Source organism: Saccharopolyspora shandongensis, from assembly GCF_900106995.1.
Lineage (GTDB): Bacteria > Actinomycetota > Actinomycetes > Mycobacteriales > Pseudonocardiaceae > Saccharopolyspora > Saccharopolyspora shandongensis.
Genome location: NZ_FNOK01000058.1, coordinates 24,993 through 44,837, shown reverse-complemented (window position 1 = coordinate 44,837; position 19,845 = coordinate 24,993). Strand labels below are relative to the sequence as shown.

The 19,845-nt window shown below is 69.9% G+C and carries 14 protein-coding genes; 3 read left to right on the top strand and 11 right to left on the bottom strand.

What is annotated here, in order from left to right:
- Positions 1 to 157 precede the first annotated feature (157 nt).
- On the bottom strand, positions 158 to 2,272 hold the full coding sequence (locus BLW84_RS37910; RefSeq protein WP_093275954.1) for a putative bifunctional diguanylate cyclase/phosphodiesterase: 2,115 nt from the start codon (positions 2,270 to 2,272) through the stop codon (positions 158 to 160).
- Positions 2,273 to 2,277: 5 nt separating this feature from the next.
- A complete protein-coding gene (locus BLW84_RS37905; protein ID WP_093275881.1) occupies positions 2,278 to 3,081 on the bottom strand; it encodes an SAM-dependent methyltransferase in 804 nt (267 codons plus the stop codon).
- Positions 3,082 to 3,425: 344 nt separating this feature from the next.
- On the opposite strand from BLW84_RS37905, the gene BLW84_RS37900 reads away from it, so the two are divergent.
- Entirely contained in the window at positions 3,426 to 4,775 is a 1,350-nt protein-coding gene (locus tag BLW84_RS37900) for an FAD-dependent oxidoreductase (protein ID WP_093275879.1), read from the top strand.
- Positions 4,776 to 5,025: 250 nt separating this feature from the next.
- Here BLW84_RS37900 and BLW84_RS37895 read toward each other — a convergent pair whose 3' ends face one another.
- Positions 5,026 to 5,322, bottom strand: a complete 297-nt coding sequence (locus tag BLW84_RS37895; RefSeq protein ID WP_093275876.1) for a hypothetical protein — start codon at positions 5,320 to 5,322, stop codon at positions 5,026 to 5,028.
- Between the two features lie 233 nt (positions 5,323 to 5,555).
- Between BLW84_RS37895 and BLW84_RS37890 the strand changes: the two genes are divergently transcribed.
- Positions 5,556 to 7,016 carry an aldehyde dehydrogenase (NADP(+)) gene (locus BLW84_RS37890; protein ID WP_093275874.1) on the top strand — a complete coding sequence of 487 codons (1,461 nt, stop codon included), beginning with the start codon at positions 5,556 to 5,558 and terminating at the stop codon, positions 7,014 to 7,016.
- Between the two features lie 101 nt (positions 7,017 to 7,117).
- On the opposite strand, the gene BLW84_RS37885 is transcribed toward BLW84_RS37890, so the two are convergent.
- Both BLW84_RS37885 and BLW84_RS37880 read right to left on the bottom strand, forming a co-directional pair.
- On the bottom strand, positions 7,118 to 8,080 hold the full coding sequence (locus BLW84_RS37885; protein ID WP_245761665.1) for a pentapeptide repeat-containing protein: 963 nt from the start codon (positions 8,078 to 8,080) through the stop codon (positions 7,118 to 7,120).
- Between the two features lie 149 nt (positions 8,081 to 8,229).
- Entirely contained in the window at positions 8,230 to 9,054 is an 825-nt protein-coding gene (locus BLW84_RS37880) for a putative RNA methyltransferase (protein WP_093275953.1), read from the bottom strand.
- Between the two features lie 64 nt (positions 9,055 to 9,118).
- Between BLW84_RS37880 and BLW84_RS37875 the strand changes: the two genes are divergently transcribed.
- A complete protein-coding gene (locus tag BLW84_RS37875; protein ID WP_093275871.1) occupies positions 9,119 to 10,531 on the top strand; it encodes a lipase maturation factor family protein in 1,413 nt (470 codons plus the stop codon).
- On the opposite strand, the gene BLW84_RS37870 is transcribed toward BLW84_RS37875, so the two are convergent.
- The 6 genes from BLW84_RS37870 to BLW84_RS37845 form a co-directional block, all read right to left on the bottom strand.
- Positions 10,532 to 14,422: a tetratricopeptide repeat protein gene (locus tag BLW84_RS37870; RefSeq protein ID WP_093275869.1), complete on the bottom strand. Its 3,891-nt coding sequence runs from the start codon at positions 14,420 to 14,422 to the stop codon at positions 10,532 to 10,534.
- Between the two features lie 78 nt (positions 14,423 to 14,500).
- Positions 14,501 to 14,983, bottom strand: a complete 483-nt coding sequence (locus BLW84_RS37865) for a VOC family protein (RefSeq protein ID WP_093275867.1) — start codon at positions 14,981 to 14,983, stop codon at positions 14,501 to 14,503.
- A 159-nt stretch (positions 14,984 to 15,142) separates the two neighbouring features.
- A complete protein-coding gene (locus BLW84_RS37860) occupies positions 15,143 to 16,372 on the bottom strand; it encodes an SAM-dependent methyltransferase (RefSeq protein ID WP_093275865.1) in 1,230 nt (409 codons plus the stop codon).
- A 235-nt stretch (positions 16,373 to 16,607) separates the two neighbouring features.
- A complete protein-coding gene (locus BLW84_RS37855) occupies positions 16,608 to 17,987 on the bottom strand; it encodes an FAD-binding oxidoreductase (protein WP_093275863.1) in 1,380 nt (459 codons plus the stop codon).
- Between the two features lie 235 nt (positions 17,988 to 18,222).
- Positions 18,223 to 19,200, bottom strand: a complete 978-nt coding sequence (locus BLW84_RS37850; RefSeq protein ID WP_245761664.1) for an adenylate/guanylate cyclase domain-containing protein — start codon at positions 19,198 to 19,200, stop codon at positions 18,223 to 18,225.
- Entirely contained in the window at positions 19,181 to 19,633 is a 453-nt protein-coding gene (locus tag BLW84_RS37845) for a universal stress protein (RefSeq protein ID WP_093275862.1), read from the bottom strand. Before BLW84_RS37845 ends, BLW84_RS37850 begins: the two co-directional genes overlap by 20 nt.
- Positions 19,634 to 19,845: the final 212 nt, after the last annotated feature.

Below are 19,845 nucleotides of genomic sequence, written 5' to 3'. Positions count from 1 at the left end.
ACCGATGTTATCGGCCAGTCGCGACCCGTTTTCGGCCGCTCCCCGCAGCGGCGGGATCCCCGACACGCGCCTGCCCGCGAGAGAACTTCTGAGAACCCGCGGCGGCGCGAGTGGCGCGCGTGGCGGAAGGAGCAGCGGCCGAGCACGTCTGCGAGGTTCAGCCCCTCGCCGCGATGAACTGCTCGATCTCCAGGGCCGAGGCGCGTTCCCCCGCGAAGGGGCCCTGGACCGTGCTGACGCCGAGTTCCCGCAGCCGGTCGGCCTGCAGCTCGGTGCGCACGCCGGCGGCGAGCGCGGGCAACCCCAGCAGCTGCGCGCCGCCGACCGCGGCGTGGACCAGGTGCCGGTCCAGCGGGTCCGGGCCGTCCGGATCGGCCAGGCTCGCCAGGTGCGGCCCGTCGATGCGCACCCCGGCCAGCGGCAGGCCGCGCAGCCGGCCCAGCCGCGCGTAGTCGTCGCCGAACTTGTAGACCACCAGCTTGATGCCCATGTCGGCGAAGATCTCCAGGGTGTCGACCGGGTCGTCCTGGTGGTCGAACAGGGCCGACTCCGGCAGCCCCAGCGCCAGGGCGCCCGGCGGCAGCCCGGTGCTCCGCAGGATGTTCTGCACGCCGGCGACGAGCTCGGGGTCGCGGCAGTGCCGCAGCGACAGGTTCACGGTGGGCACCGGCGCGTCCGCGCCGAGCTGCCGCACCCAGCGCGCCGCGTGCTCGCACACCTGCTCCAGCACCCAGCTGCCGAGCCGGACGATCAGCCCGGTCTCCTCGGCCAGCCCGAGGAACTGCTCGTCGCCCAGCTCGCCGAACTCCACGTGGTCCCAGCGCACGGCCGCGGCGGCGCCCGCCAGCGCGCCGGTGGCCAGGTCCGCGATCGGCTCGTACTCGACGAACAGCTCGTTCTGGTCCACGGCCGCGGGCAGCTCCGCCGAGAGCCTGAACCGGTCGCGCGCCTCGGCGTTGCGCTCGGGGTCGAACAGCACCCACTGCGCGCGGCCGTCGCTCTTGGCCCGGTAGAGCGTGATGTCGGCGTCCCGCAGCAGCGCCTCGGCGTCGGTGCCGGCCACCTCGCGCTCCACGACGCCGACGCTGGCCGAAGCCCGGAGCTCGTGCGCGCCGATCAGCACCGGCCGGGTGATCTCCCGCAGCAGTCGTTCCACCAGGTCGACCACCGGCCCGGCGCCGGACGAGTCGGGCACCAGCACCACGAACTCGTCGCCGCCCATCCGCACCGCTTCGGCACCGGCCTCCGCGGCCGGCGCTTCGAGGCGCTGCGCGACCTGCCGCAGCAGCCGGTCGCCGATCGGGTGGCCGAGGCTGTCGTTGACCGCCTTGAACCCGTCGAGGTCGAAGTAGCACAGCCCGACCCGCCGGCCGGGGCGGTTCGGTTCCAGCGCGGCGGCGAGGCTCGACTCCAGCTTGGTGCGGTTGCCCAGCCCGGTCAGCGGGTCCCGGACGGCCTGCTGGCGGAAGTGCTCCTGGAGCATGTGCCGGTCGGTGATGTCCTCGTAGAGCAGCACGAGGTAGTCCGGTTCGCCGCGGGCGTCGCGGACCAGCGACCCGGACAGCTGGGTCCACACGTGCGAGCCGTTGGGCTCGGTGAAGCGGATGTCCAGGAAGCCCTGGTCGGTGTCGCCCGTGGCCAGCGCGGCGACGGTGTCGGCGAGCTTGACCAGCCAGCCCTCGTCGGCCAGCTCGTACACCGAGCCGCCGACGAGCTCGCTCGCCTGCCGCCGGAAGATCCGCGTCAGCGCGGGGTTGGTCTCCTCGATCACCCCGTCCAGCGTGACGATCGCGATGCCCAGCGCCGACGCCGTGAACACCGCCCGCGAGCGCGCCTCGCTGGCGCGCAGCGCCTCCTCCGCCGCGTCGCGGGCTTCGGAGACGGCGCGCTGGATCACCTCCTGCTCGCACAGCGTCTGCTTCCGCAGCGCGCCGGCGTACCCGGCGGCCAGCTCACCGAGCACGGCGGTCAGCCTCCCCGGTTCGGCCTCGCGGAACTGCGGGAGCTCCGCGGCGAGATGCCGCAGCGTGCGCGCCAGGGCCATCGAGTTGGTGAGGTGCGCGCTGACGAGCCGCTCGCCGACGTCCCGCGCGGCCTCCACCCCGCCACCGTCGAGCGCGCTCAGCAGTTCGTCGAAGCACTTGCCCAGGAACGCTTCGAGATCGCGACGGCCCATCGGCACGTAGCTGGTGTTGATGACCTGGCTGGCCCACTGCCGCACCACCTCGTCCGCTCGTGGCTGCCCGTCCGCCGGTCCCCCCATACCTGGCATCCGGGTCACACCTTGCGCCCCACGGCGCCGTAGACGATCGACCGCTCCGGGTTCTCCCACACGTCGTCCTCGGTGTCGGGGCGCCAGTCGGGCACGTAGACCACGCCCGGCTCGACGATCTCGAAGTCGTCGAGCATCCCGGCCACCTCGTCGCGGGTGCGCAGGGTGACGGGATTGGTGCTGCTCTTGTACAGCTCGACCAGACCCTGGACGCCTTCCGGGTAGTGATCGCCGGTGACGTGGGAGAAGCCGAGGTAGCTGCCGGCCGGCAACCGGTCGTAGTAGTGGCGGATGACCTCCCGGGGCTTGCTGTCGTCCGGGACGAAGTGCACTAGCGCGACCATCATCACCGCGATGGGCTGCGAGAAGTCGAGCAGCCGCCGGGTTTCCGGCGCGTCCAGGACGTCCTCGACGTCGACCAGGTCGGCTTGCACGATCGTGGCGTGCTCGTTGTCGCCGAGGATCGACCGGCTGTGCGCGACGGCGACCGGCTCGTTGTCGACGTAGACCACGCGGGTGCCGGGGTCGACGGCCTGGGCGATCTCGTGCACGTTGCCCGCGGTGGGGATGCCGGAGCCGATGTCCAGGAACTGCCGCACGCCCTGGTCCAGGCAGTACCGGACCGCGCGGCGCAGGAACGCGCGGTTGTTCACCGCGACCTCCTGCACGTTCGGCACGACCTCCATCACCTTGCGGCCGAGCTCGCGGTCGACGGCGAAGTTGTGCGCCCCGCCTAAGTAGAAGTCGTAGCACCTGGCTGCGCTGGGCCTCTCCAGGTCGACGCCTTCGGGTATCCAGTCCGGCCGCATCCGCGGGACCTCCAGAGCTCGGCCTTCCGGCGCCCCGAGGCACGGCCGTGATCGGGACCATCTGGAACGTTCGAGTTCGACGTCGCCGCGACCGGAGCGTTGATCAACGCGGCGATCTTACTGTCACCCAGGGCGTCTAGTCACGCACTCAGAGTCGCCACCGCCGGGCCCGTGGAAGCGGTATGACCATTGTCACCGTCCGCATCGCGGGATCTGGGGTAAGGGATACCTAAGCTAGTGGGGTCTTGGTGGACGGCCACCGGGCCCCGTCGTGGGCCAGCAAGCAAGCGCCGCCATCCGGGCCGATCCCCGTTCGGCCCGGATCGGGCGTAGGAGGAGATTGAATGACTCGCCCACTGCGGGTAGCGATCGTCGGGGCCGGGCCGGCCGGCGTGTACGCCGCCGACATCCTGACCAAGTCCGAGACGCCGGTCGAGATCGACCTGCTGGACCGGATGCCCGCGCCCTACGGGCTGATCCGCTACGGCGTGGCCCCCGACCACCCGCGCATCAAGGGCATCGTCAGCGCCCTGCACCGGGTGCTGGAGAAGCCGGAGATCCGGTTCGTCGGGCACGTCGACTACGGCGTGGACGTCAAGCTGGACGACCTGCGTCACCACTACGACGCGATCATCTTCGCCACCGGCGCGGACAAGGACCGGGCGCTGGGCATCCCGGGCATCGACCTGCCGCACAGCTACGGCGCGGCCGACTTCGTCTACTGGTACGACGGCTACCCGGAGGCCCCGCGCGACTGGACGCTGGACGGCGAGAAGGTCGCCGTGATCGGCGCCGGCAACGTCGCGCTGGACGTGGCCCGGGTGCTGGCGAAGCAGGCCGACGACCTGCTGAGCACCGAGATCCCGGCCAACGTGCACGCGGGCCTGAAGGACTCCCGGGTCACCGACGTGCACCTGTTCGCCCGGCGCGGCCCGGCGCAGGCCAAGTTCACCCCGCTGGAACTGCGCGAGCTCGACCACCAGGCCGACGTGGAGGTCATCGTGCACCCGGAGGGCTTCGAGCTCGACGAGGCCAGCGAGGCGGCGATCCGCACCAACAACCAGGTGAAGACGATCGTCAAGACGCTGCAGGACTGGGCGCTGCGGGACCCGAAGCACGACACCGCGCGGCGGCTGCACCTGCACTTCCTGCGGTCGCCGGTCGAGGTGCAGGGCACCGACCGGGTCGAGGGCTTCAAGGTCGAGGTCATGGAGCTCACCGGCGACGGCAACGTGCGCGGCACCGGCGAGTACGAGACCTACCCGGTGCAGCAGGTCTACCGCGCGGTCGGCTACCTGAGCTCGCCGCTGCCGGACATCCCGTTCGACCACGGCACCGGCACGGTGCCCAACGACGGCGGCCGGGTGCTGGACCTGGACGGCGAGCACATCCCGGGCGTCTACGCGACCGGCTGGATCAAGCGCGGACCGGTGGGCCTGATCGGCCACACCAAGGGCGACGCGCTGGAGACGATCAACAACCTGCTCGCCGACCTGCCGACGATGCCGCAGGCGGAGGAGCCGGCGAACGACAGCATCCTGCGGCTGCTCGAAGAGCGCGGCGTGGAGTACACGACGTGGGAGGGCTGGGGCCGCCTGGACGCGCACGAGAAGGCGCTGGGCGAGGCCCAGGGCCGCGAGCGCGTCAAGGTCGTGCCGCGCGAGGAGATGGTGCAGATCTCCCGCGCCGAGTGATCTTTGCCGGTGAAGGGCACTTGCTGGCCGATAAGTCGGACAGCAAGTGTTCTCCCAGTTCAGGCCCGGTGTAGGCGATCTTGATCGGGCGTCTGCTGCCCGTAGCGCTACACAAGATCATCACCGGGCCTGTTCCTGGGCCAGGTTCGCCCGTGCGCTGTGCTCATGACAACTCGTATCGGCGTACGGTCTCCTCGGCCAACACCAGCGTGCTCCGCAGATCTGCAACGGATTCCCGGCTGACAGGACGCTACGAGTCGATCCGTGTCGGCTCCGTGCCTGCGATCCGGACTGCCGCCAGGCGGCCGTCCTCCCGCCGGTAACACACGTACAACGTGTACCGGCCGCCTTCGACAAGGTTGTCCTGTGCCCACGCAATCGCTTGGTGCACGTCGCACTCTTTAAGCTCGTAGGCGTAGTTCCACCACCCAACCCGTTCCGCGGGAACGTGGACGTTGGGAAAGGGCTGCGACCACATGTACACCCGGAAAACAGGGCGGTCATCCTCGATCGTCACGTCCCGCTCATCGACGGGGCCGACCTCCATGATCGCAGCCTCCCTACGCTACGGCGTGGTCACGCGAACCAACGGGGTGTCCCCGTTGCCGATCGGGCCCTGAATCGGAGCCACGAAACCCGCTTCGTATCCACCTGCGTACCAGCCAAGGTGCCCCCACGCATTCCACCCGGTGCGTGATTTCGAACAGCGTGCGGCGGGTCGTTAGCCAGGCGTATTACGGTGTGGGGGACCGCACCCGCAACGCGCAAAGGATGGGCACGTTGACCGCGACCGAGATCCCGGACACCACCCGAGCCGAACTCGACACCGTCCTGCAGCGAGCCGCTGACGCCGCTGAGGCCTTCGGCGCGCTGCCGCCCGCTACCCGCGCCCGGCAGCTCCGCGCCGTCGCGGACGCGCTCGACGCCGCAGCCGGCGAGCTGGTGCCGCTGGCGATGACCGAGTCCAACCTGTCCGAGGGACGGTTGACGGGAGAGCTCAAGCGCACCACGTTCCAGCTGCGGCTGTTCGCCGAGGTCCTGGACGAAGGCCGCTACCTGCAGGCCACCCTGGACCGCGCGGACGCCGGATTCCCGTTGGGCGCCAAGCCGGATCTGCGCCGGATCCTGCAGCCCGTCGGCCCGGTCCTGGTGTTCGCGGCGAGCAACTTCCCGTTCGCGTTCTCCGTCGCAGGCGGCGACACGGCGTCGGCGCTCGCGGCGGGCTGCCCGGTGGTGCTCAAGGGCCACCCCGGGCATCCGCAGTTGTCCGTGCGCACCGGCGAGATCATCGTCGAGGCCTTGCAGTCCGCCGGGGCGCCGGATGGTGCGTTCGCCGTCGTGCTGGGCTTCGAGGTCGGCACCGCGGCGCTGCAGGACCCGCGGATCAAGGCCGCCGCGTTCACCGGCTCGGTCCCGGCGGGGCGGGCGCTGTTCGACATCGCCAACTCGCGGCCCACGCCGATCCCGTTCTTCGGCGAGCTCGGCAGCCTGAACCCGGTATTCGTCACGCCCGGCGCGGTGCGCGCCCGCGGCGAGGAGATCGCCAAGGGCTACGTGACGTCGTACTCGGGCAACGCCGGGCAGCTGTGCACCAAGCCGGGACTGCTGTTCCTGCCCGCCGACCACGGCCTGGACGAGGTGCTGGCGGCGGAGTCGAAGGCCGTCGCGGCGCACAAGCTGCTCAACGAGCGGCTGCACGAGGGCTACTGCGGGCGGCGGGCCGCCGTCACCGAGGTTCCGGGCGTGCAGGTGCTGGCGGAAGGCGGCGTGGACGACGGCGCGGTGCCGACGCTGCTGGCCACCGACGTCGAGACGCTGCTGACGAATCGCGAGGCTCTGCTCGAAGAAGTTTTCGGACCGCTGTCCATTGTGGTCACCTACGCCTCGGAAGACGACGCGCGGCGCGCGGCCGAGGCGTTCGAGGGCAACCTCACGGCGACGCTGCACGCCGAGTCCGGCGACACGGAGTTCGCGGCGACCCTGGTGAGCCGCCTGCGCGAGCGCGCGGGCCGGGTGCTGTTCAACGGCTGGCCGACGGGTGTGGCGGTGTCGCCGGCGATGCAGCACGGCGGCCCGTACCCGGCGACGACGGACGCCCGCTTCACCTCGGTGGGAACGGCGTCGATCGACCGCTTCCTGCGCCCGGTGACGTACCAGAACGTCCCGCAGGACCTCCTCCCGGAAGCCCTGCGCGACGAAAACCCGTGGGGCATCCCCCAAACCACCCACGAACCCAAGTAAGACTCGGAGTCCACACCGGACGGATTCGTGCCCTTCGCCCACTGCGCGTTCGACGGTGGGCGAAGGGCAGCTCCGACCAGAGTGCATGCGGGCAGGCTTGATCACGGCGACTCGGGCCAGCGCGCGTATTCATGCCCTGGTGCATTTCGCAGGTTTTGGGCCCGCTCAACCTCTTTCGCCTGCGAGAAGTCCGCACCAGCAATGGACTTCACTCCGGCGAAATTCGTCGTCCCCAGTTTACCTGTGAACATGGCTCCACTGAGATCCGCCCTCTGAAATTTCGTCCTGGAATTGAACACCGCGCGGCTGAAATCGGCTTTGGTCAGGTCAGCATCGGTGAAATCTGCGTCGTTTAGAAATGCCCCCGTAAAATTGACGTCTTGCAGCTTGGCGCCGACAAACCGCGCCGCTTCGAAATCGCACTCCCGGAATTCGCTGTCCTTAAGGTCAGCCTTGTCCCAAAGGGTCCAGCTACCATGACAACCCGAGCCCCTGGTCCTTCGCATTACCACGTCGTTGAACCGCACCGCGCCAACTTTCATGCCGGTGAGGTTGAAGGCGCGTTGACCAGGCCCACCCGGGTCCTGTGCGATGTTGCGGGACCTGATCAAGTCCACCGCGGCCTGTGCGCCCGGGTTCGCCACGTACAAGTCGAGCCTGCCCGTGAGGCCCGGAATCTTCTCGGCAACGGCCTTCTGGCCCAGGAGGTATGTTTCAGCGCTCGCGAGGACATAACCTTGTCTTTCCGGCGAGCTTCGCATGACATCGCTCAACAACCCGAAACCGGCTACCTGATCGCCGACCTCCGGACTGCTTATTTTCTCTTGCGCAGCGGCCATCTGTTCTTGGACTGCTTTGGAGTATTCCAGATCGACGCTGCGCCCTTGCAGCCACAACCCACCGATGGTGGTCGCCGTAGCCGCGAGGTTCAGGACGGTCGTCAGGACTATGCCCAGCATCCAGCGACGCCTCGAACTTCGCTCGGTCGCGGCAGCATCATCCGGATTCACAATCGCCGCATCGGCTACCGGCAACGGATCAGGAGCACTCGGAACATCAACCATGATCCGAGAATGTCGTATTGATCAACCCTCCACGGCTGCTTCCGATCAGTTACCCCGATCGGACGATTCCCGCCGTCCGTTGAAAGTCGGGGACGGGTTTCTCAGCGGCGTCAAGTCAAACCGATTCGACCGCTGAACGGCGCCGGGGCTCAGCCTCGGCGCGCGTAGCGGGCGACCGTGACGGATGCGGCCGGGGCGAGCGGCGTCGGCAAGTCGGCGATGCGAGCGCGGAGGTCTTCGGGGTCGGCGTGCCAGGCGCTCGGGCCCATCGCCACCACCGACTCCGCTTCTTCCGGGCTCAGGGACAGGCGGAACTCGCGGGTCTCCTGCGAGACCAGGTCGAAGTGGTCGGCCAGTTGTTCAGTGAGCCGTTCTTGCTTGCGCTCGTCCACGTTGAGCAGGCCGAGCTCCGACACCAGGTCGCCGAGGTGGCCCGGGTTCGGTACGACCACGACCAGCTGGCCGCCGGGGCGCAGCACGCGGTGCATCTCCGCCGCGTTGCGCGGCGCGAAGACGTTCAGCACCGCCGACGCCGCGCCGGTGCGCAGCGGCAGCATCTGCCACGCATCGGCCACCGCAGCGCCCATGCGCGGGTGGGCCTTCGCCGCGCGGCGGCAGGCGTACTTGGAGACGTCCAGCGCGACCCCGACGCGGTCTGAATCCGCCAGGGCCCGGGCGAGGTAGTAGCCCGTACCCGCGCCGATGTCCACGACGCAGCCTTCGAGCGGGGCCACCGCCGATGCCACCGCGTCGGCGATCGGGGCGTAGTGGCCCGAATCGAGGAACTCCGCTCGCGCCGCGACCATCGCCGCCGTGTCACCGACGACCTTCGTGCCGCCCGGCAGCAGGCTCACGTAGCCCTGGCGCGCGATGTCGAACACGTGGTTCGCCGCGCAACGCAGGCTGTTCCCGGCTCGGTCCAGGTCCGCACCGCAGTGCGGACAGGCCAGCACCGCCACCACATCGTCCAGCAAGCTCGCCTCCACACCTTCGGTACGAGATTCTAGGAGCCGTCCACCGGCAGGGATGGTGGGGAGGATGTGGGACTGGTTCTCGGCTCCCGGCTACTGGGCCGCGCGGTTCGCGGTGCAGCACCTCCTCGCGGTCGCATACCTGGTGGCCTTCGCCAGCGCGCTGCGCCAGTTCCGCGGCCTGCTGGGCGAACGCGGCCTCACGCCGATCCCCCGGTACCTGGCGCGCGTCCCGTTCCGCGGCGCGCCGAGCCTGTTCCACCTGCACTACTCCGACCGGCTCTTCGCGGGCGTCTGCTGGGTCGGCATCGCCGGGAGCGTGCTGGCGCTGGTCGTCGACTTCGCGCCGCTGTGGGCGTGGATCGTGCTGTGGCTGCTGTTGTGGCTGCTGTACCTGTCGATCGTCAACGTCGGGCAGGTCTGGTACTCCTTCGGCTGGGAGTCGCTGCTGCTGGAGGCCGGATTCCTGGCGATCTTCCTCGGGCCCGGTTCCCTCGCGCCGCCCGCGCCGGTGCTGTGGCTGCTCACCTGGCTGCTGTTCCGCGTGGAGTTCGGCGCCGGGCTGATCAAGCTGCGCGGCGACTCCTGCTGGCGCGACTTCACCGCGCTGTACTACCACCACGAGACGCAGCCGATGCCCGGCCCGCTCAGCCGCTCGTTCCACCTGCTGCCGCGGCCGCTGCACAAGGTCGAGGTCGCGGCCAACCACGGCACGCAGCTGGTGGTGCCGTTCGTGCTGTTCGCTCCGCAGCCGGCCGCCACGGTTGCCGCGCTGGTCGTCGTGGCCACGCAGGGCTGGCTGATGCTCAGCGGCAACTTCGCGTGGCTGAACTGGCTGACCATCACGCTGGCCTTCTCGGCGATGGGCTCGTGGCTGCTGCGCTGGGTGACGCCGGAACCGCCGCCGCCGGCCGCGCCGCCGCCGTGGTTCGTCGCCGCGGTGCTCGTCGTGGCGGTGGTGTTCGTGGTGCTCAGCTACTGGCCGGTGCGGAACATGCTCGGGCGACGGCAGGTGATGAACCGCAGCTTCAACAGGCTGCACCTGGGCAACACCTACGGCGCCTTCGGCAGCGTCACGCGCACCCGCTACGAAGTGATCATCGAGGGCGCGGCCGCCCCGAACGGCGAATGGCTGGCGTACGAGTTCAAGGGCAAGCCCGGCGACCCGCACCGGCGGCCGCCGCAGGTGGCGCCGTACCACCTCCGCCTGGACTGGCTGATGTGGTTCCTGGCGATCTCCCCCAGCTACGGCCGGTCCTGGCTGCCGAACCTGGTGGAAGCGTTGCTGCGCAACGAAGAGCACGTGCTTCGGCTGCTGCGGCACAACCCGTTCCCGGAGTCGCCGCCGCGGCTGGTCCGGGCGCAGTTCTACCGCTACCGCTTCGCGACCCGCGCCGAGCACCGCGAAACGGGCGCGTACTGGATCCGCAGCCGCATCGGCGACTTCGTCCCGCCCCTGACCCTGGAGGACCTGGAGTAGTCAGCTGCGGCCGGAGAGCTCGCCGCGCGGGCCTTCGCTCAGCGATGCCGGACGGGACCGCGCCTGCTCGTTGGGCCGGCTCCCGTAGCGCCCGGAACCGAGCGTGACCTCGCCGGTCGGGCCGGAGGAGACCTGGTGCAGGCTCGCGGAAAGATCGGCCTCCAGGCCGCCGGGCAGCTTCAGCCGGACCAGCAGCGGCAACAGGAAACCGATCGCCACCATCGCGACGAGCACCGGCGTCAGCGTGCCGAGCAGCACGGTCGGCACGTTGTACCGCAGGAAGAACGCGCTCCAGAGCATGGCCAGCATGACCAGCGACACCGTGATCAGCGCGGTGCTGCCGACCACGCTGGAGCGGGCCCGCCGGATGCGCTGCTGCGCGAGCACCCGGACCCGGTGTGCCTCGGAGTTCCGGCTGTCGAACTTCTCCACCCGGCGCAGGTAGCGCATCGCCCGGCGGAAGTGCAGCGACGAGAGCTGCACGTCGCCGCTCTCCCCGATCTTGTACGCCGCGACGCCAGCCACGAAGTACGGTTCGGCCTGGTCCGAGGCCGAACCGATCGCCTCTCGGGCGACCGCCAGCGCCTCCAGGTAGAGGTCCTCGCTGCCGGTGGCGTCGCCGCGCTGCACCAGCAACCTGGCAAGCTCGACCTGCAGCCGCCACTTCGGCAGGTCGCAGTCCGACCGGTCGAGCGCGTAGCGCAGCGGCTCCTCCGCGCTCACCAGGTCGCCGGAGGACCGCACCACCGAGCGGGTCAGCCCGATCGCGGCCGTCCCGTTGCCCGGAGCCAGGACCGTCGCCTGGCGGAACTGCTGCGCCGCCCGCCCTGCCCACTCGCCCGGCTCTCCGCCGTCGACGTCTCGCTGGAGGTAGACGTTGCCCAGCTCGACGTGCGCCTGCACGTCGTACCAGTCCCGCTCGACGGCCTGGTCCAGCAGCTTCTCCGCCTCGTCGAAACGCCCGAGCTGGCTGTACAGCGCGGCCAGGTCGACGATCGGGCCGCCACCGGGGACGAGCTCGATGGCGGTGCGCAGGTGGTGTTCGGCGGCGGCGTGGTTGCCGCGCCGGAAGTTCAGCACGCCCAGCAGCGCATGCGCCTCGTCGTCGCACGGGTCGTCGTCCAGAACACCGAGGCACAACCGCTCCACCTCGTCGTGCTGTGCTGTTCCCACATCGCGCAGCAGGGCGGCGGCCAGCGAAAGCCTGATTTCGTCGTCGCGCGGGTCGATCTCCAGCGCCGCCCGGAAATGCCGTTGCGCCTTCTGGGTGTCGTTGCCGTGCAACGACACCCAGCCCAAGCCCAGGAGTGGGTTGATCCGCTCGCCTGGCCTGAACACGTCGTCGAACAGCCCGGAGAAATGCTTCTCCGCCTCGGTGAACCGTCGTTGCGCGAGCTGGATCCAGCCCAGCTCGACCAGCAACGACCGGTCACGGGGATATCGCCGCAGGTAGCCGAGGACGACGCGCTCCGCTTCGTGATACCTGCGCTGCTTGCGCAGCACACCGGCCTTCAGCACGACGACGTCCGAGCTGTACGGGCTGACCGCCAGGATCTTGTCCAAACAGGACAGTGCCTGCTCCGGACGGTTGGTGTCGGCGTAGATCTCGCTCAGCAGCCGCGGGAAGTCCAGGTCGTGGGGGAATCGCTCGATCGCGGCCAGCGTGGCCGCTTCGGCCTCCGCGGCCAGCCGCATCCGCTGCAGGGCGATGATCTCGTCCCACACCGCGACCCGGGAGTGCGGCTCCACCCGCTGCGCCCGGCGTGCCAGCTGAAGGGCGTCCTCGAAGCGACCGGCCTGGCGGAACGTCCGGCTCAGTTCCAGCAGGAGGAACCGGGAATCCGGATCCAGCGCCAACTCCTCGCGCAGCAACGCAGCGGCCTCGTCGTAACGATCGGCGATGCGCAGCGCCTTGACCTGGTCCTGCACGGCGACCATCGGATCGCCACCATCGCGCTGATTGCGGCGAAAGTACTCGATCGCCGCATCGACACGGCCGAGGAGCAACTCCCGCCAACCGAGCTTCCGGATGACGTCCTCGTCCTCGCCGAACTCCGCGGCCAACCGGGCTGCGAGGGCGTTGACCTCGTCGAACCGGCGCAGCTCCACCAGTGCGTCGAAGCGCTCCAACAGGGCCGACACGTTCCCGGGATCCAGTCGCAAGGCGCGATCGGCTGTCTGGAGGGCCTCCTCGTGACGACCCTGCCGGGTGTGCTCCGCGATCAGCGCCTCGCACAGGTACCACGTCTCACCACATGCCTTGAGGCCGTCTTCCAGCGCAACGACCGCGTCGTCGTACCGGCCCTGGCAAGACAAGGCCAGGGACAGTTCCTCGTGCAGTTCGGGGGCGGTCGGTACCTTGCGCAAGCCCGCCCGGGCGGCCTCTTCGGCTTGGTCGAACCGCCTGGTCACGCGGAGGATCAACGCCCTTGATTCCAGTGCGTCGACATGGGCCGGCGCCACGTCGAGAGTGCGCTCCACCCACTGGAGCGCGGTGTCGTAGTCCGCCCGGGACCGGTGGATCCGGCCGACCAGGTAGCTCAGTGCCGGTACATCCGGGAACCGGCGCTGCGCGTCCTGCGCCGCGGCCAGCTCTTCGTCGTGGCGGCGCAGCCGGTCGAGCAGGTTGCACCTGGCGAAGATCAGATCGAGGTCGTACGGGCAGTCGTCCAGGAAGCGGAGGCACTCCTGCAACGCCTCCTCGTTTCGGCCCTGCGAACTGAGCACGTTGACCAGATCGAGCCGGATGCCTTCGCCGGAACGGAACTGCCGCAGTGCGGACCGGGCCGCCTCCTCCGCATCCTCCAACCGGCCCGCGCCGCGCAGCACGCCGATCTCCACGGTGCGGGCGTACGTCCGGTACGGATCGATCCGCACCGCGGTCCGCGCCAACTCGACCGCCTCATCGTGCCGGTCCTGGGAGGTGCGCAGCCACGCGAGTTCCAGGAGCAGCCGGGGCGATTCCGGGCTCACGGCCAGGGCCGCGTCGAGCACGGCTTCGGCGTCTTCGGTCCGCTTCGCGTCCCGGAGGAACGTCGCATGCCAGTCCGCGACGAGCGGGTTGCCCACGGCGAGCGCGGCGGCCCGCTCGATGCGCTCGACGGCCAGCTCGTCCTGGCCTCGCTGGCTTGCGATCAGGGCGTGCTCGATCAGCAGGTCCGGCGAGCGCGGAAGCCGGGCCAGCGCTTCGGCGGCCGCTTGTTCGGCCGCATCGAACCTGGTCAGCCGCCTCAGGATCGAGATCTTGCGCTCGTGCGCGAGCGCGTGCCACGGGTCCGCTTCGAGCGCGCGTTCCAGGGTGCGCAACCCCGACTCGTAGCTGAGCTGCTCGATCTGCAGGTAAGCCAGCGAATCCAGGAGATCCGCCTCGTCGGGGAGCCGTCGCAGCGCTTCGCGCATAGCCGCCACGGCGGCGTCGAGCTCGCCGGCCGCGTGCAATGCCAGGCATCGCCATTCGATGGCGTTGACGTCATCCGGGGCTATCGCGAGTGCCTTCTCCAGGTGCCGCATCGCGTCGTCCGGGCGCTCCATCGCCACGAGCAGGCGCCCGAGCGCCACGCGGACGACCACGCCGTCCGGGAAGCGCTCGATCCCGGATTCGGCGAATTCCAGCGCCTCGTCGTAGCGGTAGTCGCGTGCCAGCGCGGCGACGCGCCAGGCGTGCGCGCGTTCGGAATCCGGCTCGAGTTCGACCGCCCGCTCGAACTCGATCAACGCGGTTCCGACGGCGATCCGGTCCAGCGCCACCCGGCCCCGCAGGATGCGCAGCTCGGCGCTGTCCGCCAAGACGAGAGCCGCGTCGGCGGCCTGCTGCGCCGCGTCGAACTCGCAGCGGCGCCGGAGCAGGTCGATGTCGCCGAAGTCGCGCACTTCCCCGGAAATCTCGCTCATCCCTCACCTCGTGTCGGCCACCGGCAGTTTGCCAGCAGCGAACACCATTTCGGGGGAGGAATGCGCGGATCGGCGGCGTCAGCCCTCGGCGGCGGCTTCCAGGGCCGCGATGTCGAGCTTTCCCATGCTCAGCATCGCCTTCATCGCGCGCTGGGCCTTGGTCTCGTCCCGGTCGGTGATCAGTTCGTACAGGCGGCGCGGGACGATCTGCCAGGACAGGCCGTACTTGTCCGTCAGCCAGCCGCAGGGGCCGGGCTCGCCGCCCTCGCCGAGCCGCTGCCACAGCCGGTCCACCTCGTCCTGCGAGTCGCACAGGACCTCCAGCGAGATCGCCTCGGTGAACTTGAACTCTGGGCCGCCGTTGATGCCCACGAACTGCTGCCCGGCCAGCTCGAACAGCACGGTCATGACCGTTCCCGGCTCGCCCGGCCCCGCGTCCCCGTAGCGCTGCACGTGCACGATGCGCGAGCCGTCGAAGATGCCGGCGTAGTGCTGCGCGGCTTCCTCCGCCTGGGTGTCGAACCAGAGGTTGGTGATGATCTTCTGCTTGATCTCGTACATGCCCGTCTCCCGTCCCGTCGCCACCATGCTGGCTGCAGACGGGTAGACCGGCGACCGCGGCAGAACTCATCGCCCGGGACGCCGGTCAGGGCCCGTGCGTACTTTGTGCTGCTATGGCGACACAAAACACGCACGGGCCCTGACCAGCGGAAACGATGCTTACCAGGCCGGGCGGAGCGGGTAGTGCGCGTCGGTGTCGTCCAGGCGGACGCCGAGGACCTGGTGCAGCTGGACGATGTTGCGCTCGAAGCCCAGCCGGCAGGCTGCCATGTAGAGCCGCCACACGCGCGCCCGGTCGAGACCGGCCTCCGCGACCGCCTCGTCCCAGTGCTCCTCCAGGTTCTCGCACCAACCGGCCAGCGTCAGCGCGTAGTGCTCCCGGAGGTTCTCCTCGTGGCGCACCTCGAAGCCGTTGTCGTTCATCGCCGACACCAGCGTGCCCACCGGCTCCAGTTCGCCATCGGGGAACACGTAGCGGCCGATGAACTTGCCCGGCCGCGAGCCGTGGCTGCCGTCCGGCCGGGTGATGCAGTGGTTGAGCAGCCGACCGCCGGGGCGCAGCTTGCTCGCCAGCAGCGAGAAGTAGCCCGGCAGCTGCGCCAGGCCGATGTGCTCGGTGAGCCCGATCGAGCTGACCGCGTCGAAGCCGGTCTCGGCGACGTCGCGGTAGTCCAGGTAGCGCACCTCGGCGAGGTCCGCCAGGCCGCGTTCGGCGATGGCCTTCTGCGCCCACTGCGCCTGCTGCCGCGACAGCGTCACGCCGAGCGCGCGCACGCCGTAGTGCTCGGCCGCGTGCATCACCATGCCGCCCCAGCCGCAGCCGACGTCCAGCAGCCGCATGCCTTCCTGCAGGCCGAGCTTGCGCGCCACCAGGTCGTGCTTGGTGAACTGCGCCTCCTCCAAAGTGGACGTCTGCTCGGGGTAGACGGCGCAGGTGTAGGCCATCGACGGGCCCAGCACCCATTCGTAGAACCGGTTGGACACGTCGTAGTGGTACGAGATCGAACTGCTGTCGCGGCGCTTCGAGTGCCGCCAGCCGCGCGGGCGGTGCTCGACCGCCGGCGGACGCACCGGCCACCACAGCCGGTGTCCGACGAGCTTCACCGCCAGCTCGCGGCGCAGGCTCGGCGGGATGTCGTTGAGCGCGACCGACGGGAACGCGGCCAGCGCGGTGTACATGTCGCCGTGCACCTCGATCGCCCCGCTGACGTAGGCGCGCGCCAGGCCGAGCTCGCCCGGCGCGGCGGCGAGATGCGAAAGCGCGAGCGGCGAACGGATTTCCACGCACACCGCCGCTCCGGGTCGTCCGGCGCGGCTGCCGTCGAACGCGCGGATCTCCACCGAGAGGTCGCTTCCGAGGATGCGCATGAACACCTCTGCCCAGCCCATCAGCGGATCTCCTTCCTGCCGCTCAGTTCGAGGGCCGCGTGGGATTTGCTTTTATGCCCGAAGGGCATCCGAGCGACGTGCCCAGCCTGCCCAAAACGACCACCTCCGGCGTTCCAGGTCGCCGCTCGGAAGGCGGGGCCCTGGCCACGTACCGGGCGTACTTGGCCGGGGCCCCAACACAGCGAGCGGCGGGCTGGGACGGCGGTAGGTGACCACGACTCAAGCTGCGTAGAAATCATCTTTCCCCCACGCATTTCTCGTATAGGCCGGGAAGCCGGCCCTTCGGGTCGTAGTGCTCCTTCAGCTGCTGGTAAGCGGAGCGGTTGTAGAGCTGCCAGAACTCCGCTTCCTCGAAGTAGGAGTCGGAGTACAGCGACTTGTGCCCGCCGAGCTCGGTCACCGCGCGCTCGATGGCCCGGTTGAACCGGCCCGGGGCCTCGCCGCGCCGCAGCGGCACCGTGGCCCAGAACCCGACGTTGACGTACAACGCGTCGGGATCCATCGGGTACAGCGGCCAGCCCTCGGCATCGCGCAGCTGCACCGGGCACAGCCAGACGGGGGCGATCCCGATGTCGCGGTGGAAGAACTCCAGGAACTCCGGCAGCCGGTCGACCGGGATCTCCACGTCCTGGATCACCGGCTCGTTGAGCCCCTTGCCGCGCAGCGTCGCGATCCGGTCGGTGACCGCGTGGCGGCGGTCCCAGGCCACGATCCGGCGGTACACGTCGGAGCGGCGGTACTGCTGCGGCCAGAACCGGCGGACGAGCGGATGCTGCGCGCCGAGCGCGCGGGAGCACCAGAACCAGTCGGTGTCCCAGCGCCACAGGTAGTCGCGGATGCCCAGGTAGTCGACCTGCCGCTGCTGGATGGACCGGTAGTAGATCTGCTGGCCGGTGTAGTCGCTGGCGAACGGCGCCTTGTCCACATAGGACCCGAGCGTCAGGTACTGCTCGCGGGCGCCGAACACGGTTCCGTCGAGGAAGTCGACGGGCTCCCCGTCGTAGCTGCGGTCGCGGCAGATCTCGGCGATCGCGGTGGCGCACTCCTGCGCGGAGCCGAAGCGCACGTGCCGCAGCCGCACGTACGGCTTGACCTGCTCCAGCTCGATCTCCAGCCGCAGCGCGTAGCCGAGCGTGCCGTAGGAATTGGGGAATCCGCGGAACAGCTCGGCGTGCTCGTTGTCCGGGCGGGCCCGGACGACCTCACCGGAACCCGTGAGGATCTCCATCTCCCGCACGGATTCGTGCGGCAGGCCGTTGCGGAAGGAGGTGGACTCGATGCCCAGCCCGGCGACCGCGCCGCCCAGCGTGATCGTCTTGAGCTGGGGCACGACGAACGGGCTGTACCCGGACGGCAGCAGCGCGTCGACGATGCTCTCGTAGGTCGCCATGCCCTGCACCTGCGCGGTGCGCGCGGCGGAATCCACTTCCAGCACCCGGTTGAACCGCCCGACGTCCAGTCCCGGCCCCTGCGACGGCGCGCGGAAGCGGAACAGGTTCGAGGTCGGTTTGGCCAGGCGCACCGGCGCGCCGGCCGGCAACCGGCCGTACTTCGCCACCAGAGCGGATACTTCGTCGGAATGGCTTCCTGCCGCGACTGTTCCCCGATCGGCCATGTCCCGACTCTATTGCCGGTCAAGCCCGCAGGCATCCCGCTTTACGTCGCGCGAACACGACCACAACGCGGACAAAGAAGGCAAATCGACCCAGCCGGAACGAGGCCGTCGACCAGCGGGGATCGCAAAAGACCAGGTGATCAACGCCGAGCGGCCTTATACAGGGCATACTTGCTTGTCACATGCAAGCAAAACGGGATTTAGATCACATCGAATGCGCCCGTTCGAGTGGCCGTCACTCCGATCGGCGCAGCGCCCAGGCCCGCAGGCCGCGGAAGCTCTGCACCTTCGTCGGCCCCACCGAGATCAGCCGGTATTCGGCACGCCCGCGCAGGGCGGCCGCCACCTCTCGGTCCACCAGCACCGAAGCGGGGCGGGCGACCGAGGTGAGCCTGCTCGCGATGTTCACCGTCGACCCGTAGACGTCGCCGAAGCGCGCGAGCACCGGGCCCATCGCGAGCCCGATCCGCAGCGGCGGCAGCAGGTCGGTCTTGGCGATCTCCTCGTTCAGCGTCAGCGCGATCTCGGCGGCCTCCGCCGCGTTGTCGGTCACGAACAGCACCTCGTCGCCGACCGTCTTGACCACCCGGCCGTAGTTCTCGGCGACGACGCCGCCGGCCAGCGACTCGAAGCCGTCGATCAGCCGGGCCAGCTCCAGCTCGGTGAAGTCCCGGATCAGCCGGGTGTAGCCGACGATGTCGGCGAAGCCGATCACCTGCACCCGCTCGTCGGCGCCGGGATCGCGTTCGGCGAGCTCCCGCGCCGCGGTGGCCGCCAGGTGCCGCCGCCACACGTAGTCCTGCATCCGCTCCATCACCGGCAGGATCACGTCGGCGACCTGCGCGGTGGTCGCCACGTCCACCGCGAACTGCTCGCCCAGCAGCGACTTGAAGATCCCGACCTGCCACTCCGCCAGCCGGGACATGGTCTGGGCCAGCGTCCGCGCCACCGCCGACTCCAGCTCCGGCGGGATCACCTCCGCCGAGACGAGCTCGACCAGCGAGCGCAGCGCGGCGATGTCGGCGTCGGTGAACACCACGGCGTCGTCTTCGACGTGCGCGAAGCCCATCGCCTGCCACAGCTGCTCGGCGCGGGCGACGGGCACCCCGGCCGCCGCGGCGACCTCGTCCTTGGTGTAGCGCGTCGGCCCGCCGAGGATGGTCTCCTCGACCTCGTGGCCGCGCATCGACGGCTTACCGCGCGGTTCGGACAACGAGCACATCGCAATCGGCCCGGCGGCACACCTCGGACGGCACCGAGCCGAGGATGCGCCCCTTCAACGTGTTCAGCCCGCGGCTGCCCACCACCAGCAGGTCGGCGGCCTCCTTCTCGGCGGCGGCCAGCAGCACCGACACCGGCGCCCCGACCGAGGCGAACGTCTCGACCGCCGCGGCACCCGCCGAGCGGGCGACGTCCGCGGCCTCGCGCAAGGTGTCCTCGGCCGGCGCCGAACCGATCACCTGGAACGCCTCGTCGCCGAGCGCGTCCTTCGCCTCCTCCACCTCCCGCGCGCTGCTCGGGTAGTAGGCGCAGACGATCACCAGCCGGGCCGTCGATTCGCCGGCGACCCCGGCGGCGCGGGCCACCGCGCGCAACGAGGGCGCCGAGCCGTCGGTACCGACGACGACGGTTCGGTAACTGGACATCACAACTCTCACTTCCGCCGCGGGGCTGGCCTCGGGTGGATCCGGCGTGAACACTAACGATCGCGATGCCCGCAGGTCACGGGTCGCTACCGATCGAGCCCGGTTGTGAGGCAGGCTTCGGCCCCTCACCGGCCGATTTGTCCGGTCGGCCAAGCCGGCCCGGAAACTCTCATCCGACCCCACAATCAGATTGCGCATCATCGACGCGTAGG